Below are 15,570 nucleotides of genomic sequence, written 5' to 3'. Positions count from 1 at the left end.
GGTGTATCAGTATCAAATCTACTGACTGATACACTGCTATCGGGGGCAAGCCCCCTCCCACATTTGATTCTGTTAGACGGTTTTGGACATCCGGCCGGCCAACAGCGCCCAACCAAACAACACCAGGCACACCACGATCAGCGGCCACGACCGCCATTGCAGATACGGCGTGAGGTTGTGCATCGGCACCACTTCGCCGTAGAGGATACCGCGCTCGAACTGCGGGATCTGCGCGGTGATCTGCCCATACGGGTTGATCAGCCCGGTCACGCCGTTGTTGGTGGCGCGGATCATCCAGCGACCGGCTTCCAGCGCACGCATCTGCGCCATTTGCAGGTGCTGCAACGGGCCAATGGAGGTGCCGAACCAAGTGTCGTTGCTGATGGTCAGCAGCAGGTCGCTTTGGGCTGAGAGGCTGGCGGCAAATTCGGGGTAGACCACTTCATAGCAAATGAACGGCGCGATCTGATAGCCCTTAGCCTGCAGCATCGCCTGGTCGGACGGGCCGCGGGCGAAGTCCGACATGGGCAGGTCGAAGAAGGCAATCAAGCCGCGCAGCATGTCTTGCAGCGGCACATATTCGCCGAAGGGCACCAGCTTCTGCTTGAGGTAGGTGCCGTCGCCTTCGCCCATGACGGTGATGCCGTTGAAGTAGCGCTTCTGGTGATGCACTTCCTGGCGAATCGGCACGCCGGTGATCAGCGCGGTGTGCCGCTCGGCGGCGAACTTGCCCATCATTCCGAGGTAGCCCTCGACGGAGTCCTTGAGCACCGGCACGGCCGTTTCCGGCCATACCAGCAGGTCGACGCGCTTGGAGCTGAAGCTCATGTCGCGGTACAGCGCCAACTGCGCATTGAGCTGCTCGGGGTCCCACTTCATGCTTTGTTCGACATTACCCTGGATCGCAGCCACGCTCAGCGGGTCGCCGGACGGTGAAGTCCAGGCGTGATGCTTGAGGGCCAGACCGATGGCCCAGGGCGCTACCAGCAGCAACAGGCCGGCGCCGATGAAGGCATTGCGCTTGGTCGCCAGCAGGCGCGGCAGGTTGCACAACACGGCGGCGGTCAGGGCCAGGGCGAAGGAAATCAGCCACATTCCGCCCAGCGGCGCGAGGCCGGTGAGGGGGCCATCGAGTTGACTGTAGCCGGAGTACAACCAGGGAAAACCGGTCAGGAACCAGCCACGGAACGCTTCTTGGCCGACCCACAATGCTGCAAATGTCAGGGCATCGGCCAATGGCGCTTCATTGCGGCGCAGCCAGCGCGCCCACAGCCAGGCGGGCAGGGCGAAGAACAAGGCAATGGCGGCGGTGAACGCCAGCATCAGCAAGCCGGCCAGCAGCACCGAAGCGCCGCCGAAGTGGTGGATGCTGTAGTAGATCCAGCTAGTGCCAGCGCCAAACAGGCCGAAACCGAAACACCAGCCACGGCCGAGGGCTTGGCGTGGGGTCAGTTCCCGCAGCCCGATATAGAACAATCCGACTGCCACCAGCGCAAACGGCCACAGATCGAACGGCGCCAACGCCAGGGTGGTGATGGCGCCGGCCACCACGGCCAGCAAGTTACCGGGCCAGCCGGGAGCGATGAAACGGCGCATGTCAGTCCTTAACGGGCAATAGGTGTCAGGCGAATCAGATGAATCCGGCGGCTGTCGGCATTCAGGATGCGGAAGCGATAAGCGCCGATCACGGTGGTCTCGTTACGCTTAGGCAGGTGCCCGAACGCACTCATCACCAGGCCGCCGACGGTGTCGAACTCGTCGTCGGAGAATTCGCTGTCGAAGAACTCGTTGAAGTTCTCGATTGGCGTCAGCGCCTTGACCAGGAAATCACCGCTCGGCAGCGGCTTGATGTAGCTGTCTTCTTCGACGTCGTGCTCGTCTTCGATATCGCCGACGATCTGTTCCAGCACGTCTTCGATCGTCACCAGGCCCGCGACGCCGCCGTACTCGTCAATCACAATGGCCATGTGATTGTGGTTGGCGCGAAACTCGCGCAGCAGCACATTCAGGCGCTTGGATTCCGGGACGAAGGTGGCCGGGCGCAGCAGGTCCTTGATGTTGAAGCTGTCGCCGTTCTCCTTGAGGATCAGCGGCAACAGGTCCTTGGCCAGCAGGACACCCATGACGTCGTCATGGCTTTCGCCGATCACCGGGTAGCGCGAGTGCGCCGAGTCGATCACGGCCGGGAGGAATTCCCGTGGGGTCTGGGGCGCCTTGATGCTGATCATCTGCGAACGCGGGACCATGATGTCCCGAACTTGCAGGTCAGCCACCTGGATGGCGCCTTCGACGATGGCCAGCGCTTCGCTGTCCAGTAACTTGTTCTGATGGGCCTCGCGCAGCAGCTCCAGGAGCTCCTGGCGGTTTTTCGGCTCATGGGCAAAAGCCTGGGTCAGTTTGCCCAGCCATGACTTTTGCCCGTTGCTCGATCGGTCTTCGCTCATAGCGATTACTCTAAATCCTTTGATGTTTCAGTTGAGTGTTAATCAGTTTTCGTCATCTGCATACGGATCAGGGTGACCCAATTCTGCAAGCAACGATCGTTCCAGTGCTTCCATTTCTTCGGCTTCGTCATCGTCTATATGGTCGTAACCCAAGAGATGCAAGCAGCCGTGGATGACCAGATGAGCCCAATGGGCCTCAAGGGCCTTGCCTTGTTCCTGCGCTTCACGTTCGACGACTTCGACGCAGATCACCAGGTCGCCCAGCAGTGGGATATCCAGTAGCTCGTCGGGTACGTCGGCGGGGAAGGACAGCACGTTGGTCGCGTAATCCTTCTGGCGCCAGGTGTGATTCAGTTCGCGGCCTTCGGGTTCGTCCACCAGACGGATGGTCAGCTCCGAGTCGGCGGTGCGCTGGCGCAGGGCCAGGGTGCACCATTGACGGAACTGCTCTTCACTGGGGGCGTGCGCGTCGGTTGCCAGTTGCAGGTCAAGCTCAAGCATCGCGGCGGGTGTCCTTGGCTGGGGCGTCGTCGCGATGTTCGAAGCGCTCGTAGGCTTCGACAATGCGCTGGACCAGCGGGTGGCGGACCACGTCCTTGGGCATGAAGTGCGTGAAGCTGATGCCTGGCACGTCTTTGAGCACCTCGATCACCTGGGCCAGGCCCGACTTGGTGCCCTTGGGCAGGTCGACCTGGGTGACGTCGCCGGTGATTACGGCGGTGGAGCCGAAACCGATACGGGTCAGGAACATTTTCATCTGCTCGACGGTGGTGTTCTGGCTTTCGTCGAGAATGATGAAACTGTTGTTCAAGGTCCGGCCGCGCATGTAGGCCAGCGGTGCGATTTCGATCACCTGACGCTCGATCAGCTTGGCCACGTATTCAAAGCCGAGCATCTCGTAGAGTGCATCGTAGAGCGGGCGCAGGTATGGGTCGATCTTCTGGGCCAGGTCGCCGGGCAGGAAGCCGAGCTTTTCGCCGGCCTCGACCGCCGGGCGTACCAGCAGGATGCGGCGCACTTGCTCGCGCTCCAGGGCGTCGACCGCGCAGGCCACGGCCAGGTAGGTCTTGCCGGTACCGGCAGGGCCGATGCCGAAGTTGATATCGTTACCGAGGATTTCTTTGACGTAGCGCTGCTGATTCAAGCCGCGTGGGCGAATCATGCCTTTTTTGGTGCGCAGGGCCACGCTGGCTTCGGCCACCGGGTTGTTGGCCAGGTCTTCCACGGCAGATTCCTGCAGGTACAGGTGGACCGTCTCCGGCGACAGCTCACTACCCTTGGTTTCGCGGTAGAGGCGGCGGAGCAGGTTTTCTGCAGACGTGGTGTGCTGGGGTTCACCAATCAGCTCGAATTGATTGCCGCGGTTGCGGATCTCGATGCTCAGGCGTTGTTCGATCAGGCGCAGGTGCTCGTCGAACTGTCCGCACAGATTGGCGAAACGGCGAGCCTCAAACGGCTCGAGGAGAAAACGATGGGGTTCGATGGGTGCGTTCAAGGTCGCTTTTAGCCGCCCTTTGGCTGTTGAGGTGAAAGAGAGGATAACGCCACGCGCCAGTGTGCGAAAGCACTTATCCAACCCGATCCAGTGTGGGAGGGGGCTTGCCCCCGATAGCGGAGTGTCAGGCAGCTCATGTGCTGCTGATGTACCGCAATCGGGGGCAAGCCCCCTCCCACATTTATTGCACCAGAGACCCACGCAACGAGTGCGGTTGCGCCGCATCGATGTGGACATCGGCAAACTGGCCGATCAGGGTCGGGTTGTCGCAACGGAAGTTGACGATGCGGTTGTTCTCGGTGCGGCCTTGCAGTTCGCCCGGGTCTTTCTTCGAGTAGTCGGTGACGAGGATGCGCTGGGTAGACCCCACCATTTGTCGGCTGATCTCGAAGCCCTGCTGATTCAGGCGATGCTGCAGGGCGTTCAAACGCTCTTTTTTCAACGCTTCCGGGGTGTCATCGGCCAAATCGGCTGCCGGGGTGCCGGGGCGCTGGCTGTAGACGAACGAGTAGGAAAAGTCGAAACCGACGTCTTCAATCAGCTTCATGGTTTGCTGGAAGTCTTTCTCGGTCTCGCCGGGGAAGCCGACGATAAAGTCCGAGCTGATGCAGATGCCCGGCACTGCCGCACGCAATTTGCGCAGTTTGGATTTGTATTCCAGGGCGGTGTGGTTGCGCTTCATTGCCGACAGGATGCGGTCCGAACCCGATTGCACCGGCAAGTGCAGGTGCTTGACCAGTTCCGGCACCTCGGCATGGGCCTGGATCAGGCTGTCGGAGAATTCCAGCGGGTGTGAGGTGGTGTAGCGAATACGCTCGATGCCATCCACTGCGGCGACGACACGGATCAGCTCCGCGAGGTCTGCCAGGCGCCCGTCCTGAGTCTGGCCGCGATAGCCGTTGACGTTCTGGCCCAGCAGGGTCACTTCGCGCACGCCGTTTTCGGCCAGGTGGATGATTTCTGACAGCACATCGTCAAACGGCCGGCTGACTTCTTCACCACGGGTGTAGGGCACCACGCAGAAGGTGCAGTACTTGCTGCAACCCTCCATCACCGACACGTAGGCGCTCGGCCCATCGATGCGCGGTTCGGGCAAATGGTCGAATTTTTCGATTTCCGGGAATGAGACGTCGACCTGAGGCAGCTTGGTGAGGCGCGCAGCGTCGATCATTTCCGGCAGGCGGTGCAGGGTTTGCGGGCCGAAGACCACATCCACGTAGGGCGCGCGGTCGCGGATGGCGGCGCCTTCCTGGCTGGCGACGCAACCGCCGACGGCGATCACCATCTCCGGGTTGGCCAGTTTCAATTCGCGCCAGCGGCCCAGCTGCGAGTACACGCGGTCTTGGGCTCGTTCGCGGATCGAGCAGGTATTGAGCAGGATCACGTCGGCATCTTCGGCGCGAGCGGTGACTTCCAGGGCCTGATGTTCACCCAGCAGATCGACCATGCGCGAGCTGTCGTACTCGTTCATCTGGCAACCGTGGGTTTCAATGTAGAGCTTCTTGGCCATGGGAATCGTCAACTGGTGGTAAAGAACCGCGCATTATAGGGGTCATGTCCATCGGTTCCTAGCACTGTGCATCGGGCGCCATGCTATAGTTCGCGCCCTCTTTTAAATCCCCGATGTGTTCCCCGCCCACCATGACCAAACGTGAAGCTCCAATCTACAAGGTGATTTTCCTCAACCAGGGCCAGGTGTTCGAAATGTACGCCAAGCAGATCTATCAAAGTGATCTGTGGGGCTTCCTGGAAGTGGAAGAGTTCGTCTTTGGCGAGCGCACACAGCTGGTCGTCGACCCGGGCGAGGAAAAACTCAAGGCCCAGTTCGAAGGCGTGGTGCGCAGTTTTGTGCCGATGCATTCGATTGTGCGCATCGATGAAGTCGAGCGCCTGGGTACGCCGAAGATCAGCGAAGCCCGTGGCACGAGTAATGTCATGCCGTTTCCGATGCCGATGCCTGAGAAGTAGGGCGTTTGCAGCGAGGGGGAAAGCACTCTCGCCACCGGTCGATCAGGGCAGGGGCGAGAACGGCGAACGCCCATCCGCGCTCTGCAGTTCCTGCAGGTAGTTGCGGAAGATCTGGCCCAGCACCTGGGTTGCCAGTTCCAGTTCATCGCGCTGCATGTGCTCGGCGACTTCGTCGGCCGTGTCCAGCGCGTCCTCGGCGCCGTTGACCGCGGCCATTTTCAGCACGATATACGCCTGGACGTTATTGGCCGGCACGCCTTCACCATGGAAGAACATGGTGCCCAGCTGGAATTGTGCCTGGGCGTGGCCCTGCAGCGAGGCTTTCTCGAAGTAGTTCAACGCTTTGTTGAGGTCGCGCGCGGGGTTCTTGCTGTCGTGGTAGTACTCGCCCAACTCGTATTGCGCCTGCGCATCCCCGCCGTCGGCCTGTTTATGGCACGCGCTCAGCGCTTCGGCCTGGCTGTCTGGCTGGGTATTGAGGGTGCAACGACCCATCGCTGGGATTAACAACGAGTTGCCGCCTGCTTGTGCATGTGCCAGCAGCGGCTGAAGGAGCAACAGGCAGCCCAGGACCAGGGTGCGGCCGGTGCGTTTCATGGGAATCGACTTACCTCTGACGGGGCGCGCGGACCCTCGGGGGTCCAATAAGCGCGCATTATGAAATAAGCAGGCCTCTGCTTACAAAGTCTTTACTCGTTTTTCTGCTGCTTAGGCAAGTTATCTGCCGGATTGCAGGAGTTTTCTCGAAAAAGTTAGGAAAAATCTGTAAGCAAAGTAGCAAATCTGACGCCGCCCGGGGCCGCGTCAGATTTTTGTGTCAGTTATTTCAGTGCGGCGAAAGCGCGTTCGGCAGCGTCCAGGGTCAGTTTCAACTCGGCGTCGCCATGGGCGATCGAGGTGAAGCCGGCTTCAAAGGCGCTCGGTGCCAGGTACACGCCGCCATCCAGCATCAGGTGGAAGAAGCGCTTGAACAGGTCGGCGTCGCTGCCCATCACGTCCTCAAAGGTGACGATATTGTCGGCACCGCTGAAATACAGGCCGAACATGCCGCCTGCTTGCGTAGTGACAAACGGAATGCCGGCGGCATCGGCGCGCTGTTGCAGGCCGTCGAGCAGGCGGGAGGTGTAGTCGGTCAGCTCGGCGTGGAAGCCCGGGCGGCTGATCAGACGCAGGGTGGTCAGGCCGGCGGCCATGGCCAGCGGGTTGCCGGACAAGGTGCCCGCCTGGTACACCGGGCCCAGCGGCGCGATGTGCTGCATGATTTCGCGCTTGCCGCCGAAGCAGCCCACCGGCATGCCGCCGCCGATGATCTTGCCGAAGGTGCTCAGGTCCGGCGTCACGCCGTAATGCGCCTGAGCGCCACCGAGGGCCACGCGGAAACCGGTCATCACTTCGTCGAAAATCAGCACCACGCCGTGCTTGTCGCATTGCTCGCGCAGGCCTTCGAGGAAGCCCGGGGCCGGCGGTACGCAGTTCATGTTGCCAGCGACCGGTTCGACGATGATGCACGCCACTTCCTTGCCGACTTCATTGAGCATCTGCTCGACGGCCGCGATGTCGTTGAACGGCAGGGTCAGGGTATGTTTGGCGAAGGCCGCCGGCACACCGGCCGAGCTTGGCACGCCTTGGGTCAGCAGGCCGGAACCGGCTTTCACCAGCAGGCTGTCGGAGTGACCGTGGTAGCAACCTTCGAATTTGATGATGCTGTCGCGACCGGTGAAACCACGGGCCAGGCGAATCGCGCTCATGGTGGCCTCGGTGCCGGAGCTGACCATGCGCACCATCTCCATCGACGGCACGATCGCGCAGACCAGATCGGCCATTTCGGTTTCCATCGCGGTCGGGGCGCCGTAGGACAGGCCGTGTTCCAGTTGCTTGCGCACCGCATCCAATACGTCCGGGTGGCTGTGGCCGAGGATCATCGGCCCCCAGGAACCTACGTAATCCACATAGCGCTTGTCGTCTTCGTCGGTGACGTAGGCGCCTTCGGCATGCTTGAAGAACAGCGGCGTGCCGCCCACGCTCTTGAACGCACGCACGGGGGAGTTCACACCACCGGGGATGTGTTTCTGGGCATTGGCAAACAGGGTTTCGGAACGGGACATGATCGGGCTCTCTAAACTGAATATTTAAGAAGATCGTTGAAGGCGCGGGCGCGGCGCGTGACTTCCTGGGTGCTGTCGGCACCAAACAGGCCGTGGACCACCGCGAGCAGGTCGGCACCGTGGGCCACCAGCGGTTCGGCATTCTCCAGGGTGATGCCACCGATCACGCAGATCGGCAACTGCAAGCGCGCGCGGGCCTGGGCCAGCATTTCGACGCTGGCGGCGGGGGCGCCGGGCTTGGTGCTGGAGTTGAAGAAGCGGCCGAAGGCGACGTAGCTGGCGCCTTCTTTCGCGGCCTGCTCGGCCAGTTCGATCTGGCTGTGGCAGGTGGCGCCGATGATCGCCTTGGAGCCCAGCAACGCACGGGCTGTGGTCAGGGGGCCGTCGGTCAGGCCCAGGTGTACGCCGACGCCCAGGCGCGCGGCCAGCTCGGCGTCATCGTTGATGATCAGTCGGGTCTTGTAGCGCGAGCACAGTTCCCGCAGCTTTTCAGCTTCACGCAGACGCCGGGCCTCGTCGCTGCTTTTGTCGCGGTACTGCAACAGGGTCACGCCGCCATCCAGCGCCGCTTCGACGTAGGCGAGGAATTTGCCGGCCAATAATTGGCTGTCGGTAATGGCATAAAGGCCACGTAGTTTCATCGGGCAGGCCTCTTGGTGTTACGAGCAGAAATCCAGCGGCAGCCGGCGAGGCACGAACTGGCCCTGGCCGAGTTGTTCGGCGTCACGCAGGGTGCGCCAAGTGTAGTTGAGGGCCGATTGCACGGCGCTGACCAGGCCTTCACCCTGGGCGATCCGGCCAGCCAGCGCGCTGGCCAGCGTACACCCCGAACCGTGATAGCTGCCGGGCAGGCGCTGGCAGGTAAAGGTCTGGCGCGTGCCGTCGCGGCTGTATAGGCGGTTGTGGACTTGATGCTCATCGCCATGGCCGCCGGTAATCAGCAGGTGCTTGATAAACGGCAACAGCTTTTCAGCGCATTCGTCCGCCGTGCCCTCAGGCAGTTCGGCAAGGATGCGCGCTTCGGGCAGGTTGGGCGTGGCGATCAGCGACAGCGGCAACAGCCGCTCGCGCATGGCGTAGCCGACTTCGTCCTTGCCCAGGCTGCCACCGCCACCGGCGCGCAGCACCGGGTCGCACACCACCGGCAAGTGCGGGTGCGCCTGCAGCAGTTCGACCACGGTGTCGACCATCGCGGTGGAACCGAGCATGCCCAGCTTGACCGCCGCCACTTGCGAATCGCCGAGTACGGCATTGGCCTGGGCCAGTACCCACTCGCGGTCGAGCACGCGGAAATCGCTGACATTGACGGTGTTCTGCACCGTCAGCGCGGTAACGGCCGGAGCCGCATGGCAACCCTGGGCGAGCAGGGCTTCGATATCTGCCTGCAAGCCGGCGCCACCACTGGGATCATGGCCGGAGAGACAGAGGACAACGGGGCGAGAGCTGTAGATATTCATGGTGCGCGAGCTTACCACCAAACGCTTTTGGCGTGGCCGTCTGGCGATGCCTGAATTTTGTCTGTATCCGTGGGTATTTATGGCTGTTTGCTAGTATCGATTTTTAGTTGAAAAAATCGCCGAAAGCCTTGTTCTAGAGCCTCTGTAAAAATTATCTCGATGGTGTCCAATGGCCTTTAACGGCTATGCTAAAGTGGATTCAAATAACTTACTGTATCGCCGGTATACGTCTTCTCAAAAGGAATGGGGGGCTATTTGACATAACCGGACAGGCCACGCTGGGGCTCTATGCGCTATTTGCTGATTTTATTGTTGTGCGGGCTACCGTTGTTCGCCAACGCCATTGAGTTCACCCAAGACACTCGAAGCCTGCCCTTGGGCCGTGCCATGCAAGTGCTCGAAGACCCGACTAACGCCCTGACCATCGCCGATGTGAGTGCTCCCGCCGCCGCCACACAGTTCAAACCCCACGACAAGGACACCCTCAACGCCGGCTATTCGCGCTCGGTGTTCTGGCTCAAGGTCAACCTGCGCTACCTGCCCAAGCAGCCTGAAGCCCAGCGCACCTGGCTGCTGGAGTTAGCCTATCCGCCCCTCGACCACCTTGACCTGTACCTGCCCGACAGCACCGGCAACTACCGCCTGGCCGGTCGCACCGGGGATGCCCTGCCGTTTTCCAGTCGCGAGATTCGCCAGAACAACTACCTGTTCAAGGTCGACTTCACGCCGGGCGAAACCAAGACCGTCTACCTGCGCCTGCAAAGCGAAGGCTCGATCCAGGCGCCGCTGACGCTGTGGTCCAGCACCGCCTACCTTGAGCAGCAACCGCTGCGCCTGTACGTATTGGGCCTGATCTATGGCGTGTTGCTGGGGATGCTGGTGTACAACCTGTTCATCTACCTCAGCGTGCGCGACACCAGCTACCTTTATTACATCTTCTACATCGCCTCGTTCGGCCTGTACCAGTTGTCGGTGAACGGCGCGGCGGTGGAGTATTTCTGGCCGAACAACCCCTGGTGGGCGAATGCTGCGACGCCCTTCCTGATCGGCTCGGCGGCGCTGTTTGGCAGCTTATTCGCCCGCAGCTTCCTGCACACGGCCCAGCACAGCCGCTGGATCAATCGCCTGTTGCTGGGGTTGGTGGCCTGCGGCGCGGTGGTGATGCTGCTCTCGCTGATGACCAGCTACGCCCTGGCGCTGCGCCTGGCGACCGGTCTGGCGCTGGTGTTTACCGTGACCATCTTTGTCGCCGCCATCAAGGCCTGGTACTGCGGGCAGCGGGTGGCGCGCTATTTCATCATTGCCTGGTCGGCGTTCCTGCTGGGCGGTGTGGTCAACACCCTGATGGTGCTGGGCTACCTACCCAACGTGTTCCTCACCATGTACGCCAGCCAGATCGGCTCGGCGATCGAAGTGGCGCTGTTGTCCCTGGCCCTGGCGGACCGCATCAACAGCATGCGTGAGCAACAGGCGCAGACCCTCTACGACGCGAGCCAGAAGCTCGAAGTGCTCAACCAGCAGTTGGCCCGCAGTAACCGGCTCAAAGACGAGTTCCTCGCCACCCTGACCCACGAACTGCGCACGCCGATGAATGGCGTGATCGGCTCCCTTGAGCTGATGCAGACCGTGCCCCTGGACGACGACCTGGCGCAGTACCAGCAAACCGCCGCCGGCTCGGCGCGGGACATGATGCGCATGGTCAATGGCATTCTCACCCTCACCGAATTGCAGGCCGGACGCCTGAGCGCCCAGCCCAAGGTGTTCAGCCTGCGCGGCGTGCTCGACACCTTGCGTCAGCAGTTCAGCGCCAGCGCGCAGAGCAAAGGCCTGGCCTTTTCCATCGATGTCGCCGACGAGTTGCCCGACCGCCTGCGCGGTGACGCCGACAAACTCAGCCAGTGCCTGGATTGCCTGTTGGACAACGCCTTCAAGTTCACCCACGAAGGCGCCGTGCGTCTGCGGGTGGTCGGCGTGCCCCTGAGCGACGGCGGCGTGCGCCTGAGTTTTATCGTCACCGACACGGGCATCGGCTTTGCTTTTCTCGACGAGGCCACCCTGTACCAGCGTTTCTTCCAGCTCGATGGCTCGACGACGCGCGAATACGGCGGCCTGGGGATTGGTCTGGCGATCTGCCGGCAACTGATCGAATTACTCGGCGGGCGCCTCACCCATCATTCCGAACCACGCAAGGGCAGTCGCTTCCAGTTGGAACTGGCGGTCGCCGCGCTGCAGCTCGAGCCACGCCCGGCGAGCCCTGAGCGCGAACGCGCGCCTGCGCAGTGCACCGTGCTGTTGGTGGACGACAACAGCGTCGGCCAGTGGGCGGTGCGTGGCATGTTGCTCAAGCTCGGTTATCGGGTGAAAACCGTCGACAGCGGGCCGGCAGCGTTGGCAGCGTTGCAGGGGGAAACCTTCGACGCGGTGCTGTTGGATACACCTGAAGACGGCTTCTCGTTGTGCTGTCAGATTCGTGCGTTGCCCGGCTGCGGCGAGTTACCGGTGATCGCCCTGGGCGCCACGCTGAATGTGTCTGAACGTGAGCGCTGCCATGGCATCGGCATCACCGAACGCCTGGTCAAACCGGTACGTTTCGACGCGCTGCAGGCGGTATTGGAGCGCCGGCTGTTGTGCCACTCAGAGGGCGAAAGCGCCGGACATTCGGCGCGTATGCCACTTTTTTAAGCGAGATGATGGTGCTTAACTGAAATTCGGGCCGCAACCCAGATGGCCTTTTTCCAGGAGGCCCGTCATGAACCTGCATCAGTTCGCCGAAACCCACGACGTCACCAACCAGCCGCCCTCCCTGGACGGCGTCAACCTGTACCGCATCGACGTGCCGCTGCAAGACTGGTCGCGCCGCTTCGGCGCCGGCTGGGCCGCGCCGCGCATCGATGCCTACGGTGCGCTGGCCGGCGGGCCGCTGATGGCGGCCGGGTTTCTGGCGAATCAGAACAAACCACAGTTCAGCAGCCATGACCGCTATGGCCATCGTATCGACCTGGTGGAGTTTCACCCGGCCTACCACGAGCTGATGCGCACTGCCGTCGAACATGGCCTGCCATCGCTGCCGTGGGCGCATCCACAATCCGGCGCCCATGTGGCGCGTGCCGCCCTGACTTACCTGCACAGCCAGGCCGAAGCCGGCACTGGCTGCCCGTTGACCATGACCTTCGCCTGCGTCCCGGCCCTGCGCCTGCAACCGGACCTGGCCCAGACCTGGCTGCCGAAAATCCTCAGCACCGACTACGACCCGCGCAATGTCGGCATCGCCCACAAGGCCGGCGCCACTATCGGCATGGCGATGACCGAGAAACAGGGCGGCACCGACGTGCGCGCCAACACCACCCGTGCTTACCCCGTGGGCGCGGGCGGCCCCGGCCAAGCCTATGAACTGGTGGGGCACAAGTGGTTTTGCTCAGCGCCGATGTGCGATGCGTTCCTCACCCTGGCCCAGACCGACAAGGGCCTGACCTGCTTCCTGCTGCCCCGGCACCGTCCGGATGACACGCGCAACCAGTTCTATATCCAGCGCCTGAAAAACAAACTCGGCAATTGCTCGAACGCCTCCAGCGAAGTCGAGTTTCGCGGCGCCCTGGCCTGGATGGTCGGCGAAGAAGGCCGTGGCGTGCCGACTATCATCGAAATGGTCGCCATGACCCGCTTCGATTGCATGGTCGGCTCCAGCGCCTTGATGCGCCAGGCGCTGACCCAAGCCAGTCACCATTGCGCCCATCGCTCGGTCAGCGGTCGCGTACTCAGCGAACAACCGCTGATGCAAAACGTGCTGGCCGACCTGGCGCTGGAAAGCGAAGCCGCGCTGGCCTTGAGCCTGCGCATGGGCCGCGCCCTCGATCATTTGGGGGATGAGCAGGAAGCCAAGTTCTCCCGGCTGGTGACCGCGGTGGGCAAGTATTGGATCTGCAAGCGCGCGCCCGCGATGATCAACGAAGCCGCCGAGTGCATGGGCGGTGCCGGTTATGTGGAGGACAGCATCCTGCCGCGCTTGTATCGCGAGGCGCCGGTGAATTCGACGTGGGAAGGTTCCGGCAATGTGCAGTGCCTGGACGTGCTGCGCGCATTGTCGAAAGAGCCGGGTGTGCTGGAAGCGCTGTTTGTCGAACTGGGTGACGGGCATGGCGACAGGCGGTTGGCGCAGCATATCGAGCAACTGAAAGCGGCGTTCATGGACACCCAGGACATCCAATACCGCGCACGGCAACTGACCGAGGACATTGCCGTGGCGTTGCAGGCCAAGTTGTTGCTGGAGGCCGGGAATGCGGCGGTCAGCGATGGGTTCATCGCCAGCCGGCTGGGTGAGTCGTCGGGGCGCGTGTATGGCGCCTTGCCTCGTGGGGTGGATGTTGAGGCGATTGTCGCGCGGTCCACGCCACAGGCCCTTTGAATACACGCGGTCAACATGTGGGAGCTGGCTTGCCTGCGATCGCGGTGTGCCAGCCTCCCGTTATGGCAATGACCCACCGCTATCGCGGGCAAGCCCGACTCCCACAGGGACTGAGCTCTTCTTGAGTAGGCATGCCAATTCAAAGTTTGCGTCTGACAGGGATACAGGCAAGATAACGGTCTGCAAGTCAGCACACAGGATGCTTACCGTGACCGAAGCTTTTGTTGTCGTTCAAACCGCCGAAGAAGCCGTCGACCGGCTGGCGGCTCTGCATGAGCGTGCTACCGGCGCGCTCAATCAAGCCCTCAAGCAATACCTCAAGGACCGCGTCGAGCCCGACGCCGAACAACGCGCGATGTTTCGCTACCCGGAGCTGCGCCTGACTTACCAGTGCCACGGCGAAGTCCCACAGACCACCCGGGCATATGCCAAGGTCCAACTGCCGGGGACTTACAGCGTAACCGTCACCCATCCGTCGGCGTTCCGTAAATACCTGCTGGAACAATTGGTGCCGTTGATGCACGACTTCACCGTGACGGTGGAAGTCGGCGTCAGCCAGCAGAATATTCCTTACCCCTATGTGGTCGAGCAGGGCGACGAACTGGCCGGCTCCGGCGTGACCGCCGCGACCCTGGCCCGTGTGTTCCCCAGCACCGACCTGTCGGCCGCCACCGATGGCATCGCCGACGGCCTGTACGACTGGGAAAACACCGACCCGCTGCCCCTGGCCCTGTTCGATGCGGCCCGCGTGGACTTTTCCCTGCGCCGCCTGGTGCATTACACCGGCAGCGACTGGCGCCATGTGCAGCCGTGGATTCTGCTGACCAACTACCACCGCTATGTCGACCAGTTCATCCTGCATGGCCTGGAGCAATTGCGCAGCGACCCGCGTTTTATCCGCATGGTGCTGCCGGGCAATGTGATCATCGACAAGAGCATGGATCACGGCGAAGCGTCCGCCATTGCCGCAGGCGTGGTCTGGCACCGTTACCAGATGCCGGCCTACCACCTGCAGGCCATTGACGGTCACGGCGTGACGCTGGTCAACATCGGCGTCGGCCCGTCCAACGCCAAGAACATCACCGATCACCTGGCCGTGCTGCGTCCGCATTGCTGGCTGATGATCGGCCACTGCGGCGGCCTGCGCCAATCCCAGACCATCGGCGACTACGTCCTGGCTCACGCCTATATGCGCCGCGATGGCATTCTCGACCGCGTGGTGCCGCCGAACATTCCGATTCCGGCCCTGGCCGAAGTGCAAATGGCCTTGCAGCAAGCGGCGGCCAACGTCACCGGCGAAAAGGGCGAAGAACTGAAAAAACGCCTGCGCACCGGTACCGTGCTGACCTACGACGACCGCAACTGGGAACTGCGCTGGGCCCAGGAGCGTCCGCTGATCAACCTGTCCCGCGCCGTCGCCGTGGACATGGAAAGCGGCACCATCGCCGCCCAGGGCTACCGTTTGCGTGTGCCCTACGGGACCTTGTTATGCGTGTCGGACAAGCCGTTGCACAGCGAGATCAAGCTGCCGGGCTCGGCCAACGCGTTCTATGAGCGGGCGGTCAGCCAGCACTTGAAGATCGGCATCGAGGCGGTCGACCTGTTGCGCACCGAGCTCAACTCGCTGCACTCGCGCAAACTGCGCAGCTTCGACGAGCCGCCGTTCCGCTAAGCGGTTGGGATGGTCATTTAGCGGTCA

The 15,570-nt window shown here is 62.1% G+C and carries 13 protein-coding genes; 4 read left to right on the top strand and 9 right to left on the bottom strand.

Annotated elements, in window-relative coordinates:
• Positions 1-72 precede the first annotated feature (72 nt).
• From lnt to miaB, 5 genes are all read right to left on the bottom strand, one after another.
• Positions 73-1,596, bottom strand: coding sequence for an apolipoprotein N-acyltransferase (lnt, locus tag U5A08_RS25950; RefSeq protein ID WP_321849113.1), 1,524 nt, complete (start codon positions 1,594-1,596; stop codon positions 73-75).
• Positions 1,597-1,604: 8 nt separating this feature from the next.
• A complete protein-coding gene (locus tag U5A08_RS25945) occupies positions 1,605-2,444 on the bottom strand; it encodes a CorC family transporter (protein WP_253399404.1) in 840 nt (279 codons plus the stop codon).
• A 42-nt stretch (positions 2,445-2,486) separates the two neighbouring features.
• Complete coding sequence (ybeY, locus tag U5A08_RS25940) at positions 2,487-2,945, bottom strand: rRNA maturation RNase YbeY (RefSeq protein WP_253399402.1); 459 nt, start codon at positions 2,943-2,945, stop codon at positions 2,487-2,489.
• On the bottom strand, positions 2,938-3,939 hold the full coding sequence (locus tag U5A08_RS25935; protein WP_017848326.1) for a PhoH family protein: 1,002 nt from the start codon (positions 3,937-3,939) through the stop codon (positions 2,938-2,940). The genes ybeY and U5A08_RS25935 overlap by 8 nt, the downstream gene beginning before the upstream one ends.
• A 181-nt stretch (positions 3,940-4,120) precedes the next feature.
• Positions 4,121-5,449 carry a tRNA (N6-isopentenyl adenosine(37)-C2)-methylthiotransferase MiaB gene (miaB, locus tag U5A08_RS25930; RefSeq protein WP_321849111.1) on the bottom strand — a complete coding sequence of 443 codons (1,329 nt, stop codon included), beginning with the start codon at positions 5,447-5,449 and terminating at the stop codon, positions 4,121-4,123.
• Between the two features lie 131 nt (positions 5,450-5,580).
• Here miaB and U5A08_RS25925 point away from each other — a divergent pair, with 131 nt between their 5' ends.
• Positions 5,581-5,907 (top strand): DUF1820 family protein, encoded by a 327-nt coding sequence (locus U5A08_RS25925; protein WP_003194436.1) that lies wholly within the window; start codon positions 5,581-5,583, stop codon positions 5,905-5,907.
• A gap of 42 nt (positions 5,908-5,949) precedes the next feature.
• Here U5A08_RS25925 and U5A08_RS25920 read toward each other — a convergent pair whose 3' ends face one another.
• The 4 genes from U5A08_RS25920 to U5A08_RS25905 all read right to left on the bottom strand — a co-directional run bounded on the left by U5A08_RS25920 (position 5,950) and on the right by U5A08_RS25905 (position 9,469).
• Entirely contained in the window at positions 5,950-6,504 is a 555-nt protein-coding gene (locus U5A08_RS25920; RefSeq protein WP_247403760.1) for a tetratricopeptide repeat protein, read from the bottom strand.
• A gap of 224 nt (positions 6,505-6,728) precedes the next feature.
• Positions 6,729-8,012, bottom strand: coding sequence for a glutamate-1-semialdehyde 2,1-aminomutase (gene hemL, locus U5A08_RS25915; protein ID WP_321849109.1), 1,284 nt, complete (start codon positions 8,010-8,012; stop codon positions 6,729-6,731).
• A gap of 11 nt (positions 8,013-8,023) precedes the next feature.
• Positions 8,024-8,653, bottom strand: coding sequence for a thiamine phosphate synthase (gene thiE, locus U5A08_RS25910; protein ID WP_253399396.1), 630 nt, complete (start codon positions 8,651-8,653; stop codon positions 8,024-8,026).
• An 18-nt stretch (positions 8,654-8,671) separates the two neighbouring features.
• Positions 8,672-9,469 carry a hydroxymethylpyrimidine/phosphomethylpyrimidine kinase gene (locus tag U5A08_RS25905; RefSeq protein WP_253399394.1) on the bottom strand — a complete coding sequence of 266 codons (798 nt, stop codon included), beginning with the start codon at positions 9,467-9,469 and terminating at the stop codon, positions 8,672-8,674.
• Positions 9,470-9,757: 288 nt separating this feature from the next.
• Between U5A08_RS25905 and U5A08_RS25900 the strand changes: the two genes are divergently transcribed.
• From U5A08_RS25900 to amn, 3 genes are all read left to right on the top strand, one after another.
• Positions 9,758-12,151, top strand: coding sequence for a hybrid sensor histidine kinase/response regulator (locus U5A08_RS25900; RefSeq protein ID WP_321849107.1), 2,394 nt, complete (start codon positions 9,758-9,760; stop codon positions 12,149-12,151).
• A 67-nt stretch (positions 12,152-12,218) separates the two neighbouring features.
• Entirely contained in the window at positions 12,219-13,871 is a 1,653-nt protein-coding gene (locus U5A08_RS25895; protein WP_253399390.1) for an acyl-CoA dehydrogenase family protein, read from the top strand.
• A 199-nt stretch (positions 13,872-14,070) separates the two neighbouring features.
• On the top strand, positions 14,071-15,543 hold the full coding sequence (amn, locus tag U5A08_RS25890) for an AMP nucleosidase (RefSeq protein ID WP_321849105.1): 1,473 nt from the start codon (positions 14,071-14,073) through the stop codon (positions 15,541-15,543).
• Positions 15,544-15,570 lie beyond the last annotated feature (27 nt).

Source organism: Pseudomonas paraveronii (assembly GCF_963681955.1).
Taxonomy (GTDB): domain Bacteria; phylum Pseudomonadota; class Gammaproteobacteria; order Pseudomonadales; family Pseudomonadaceae; genus Aquipseudomonas; species Aquipseudomonas paraveronii.
This window is presented reverse-complemented; position numbering and strand designations above follow the sequence as displayed.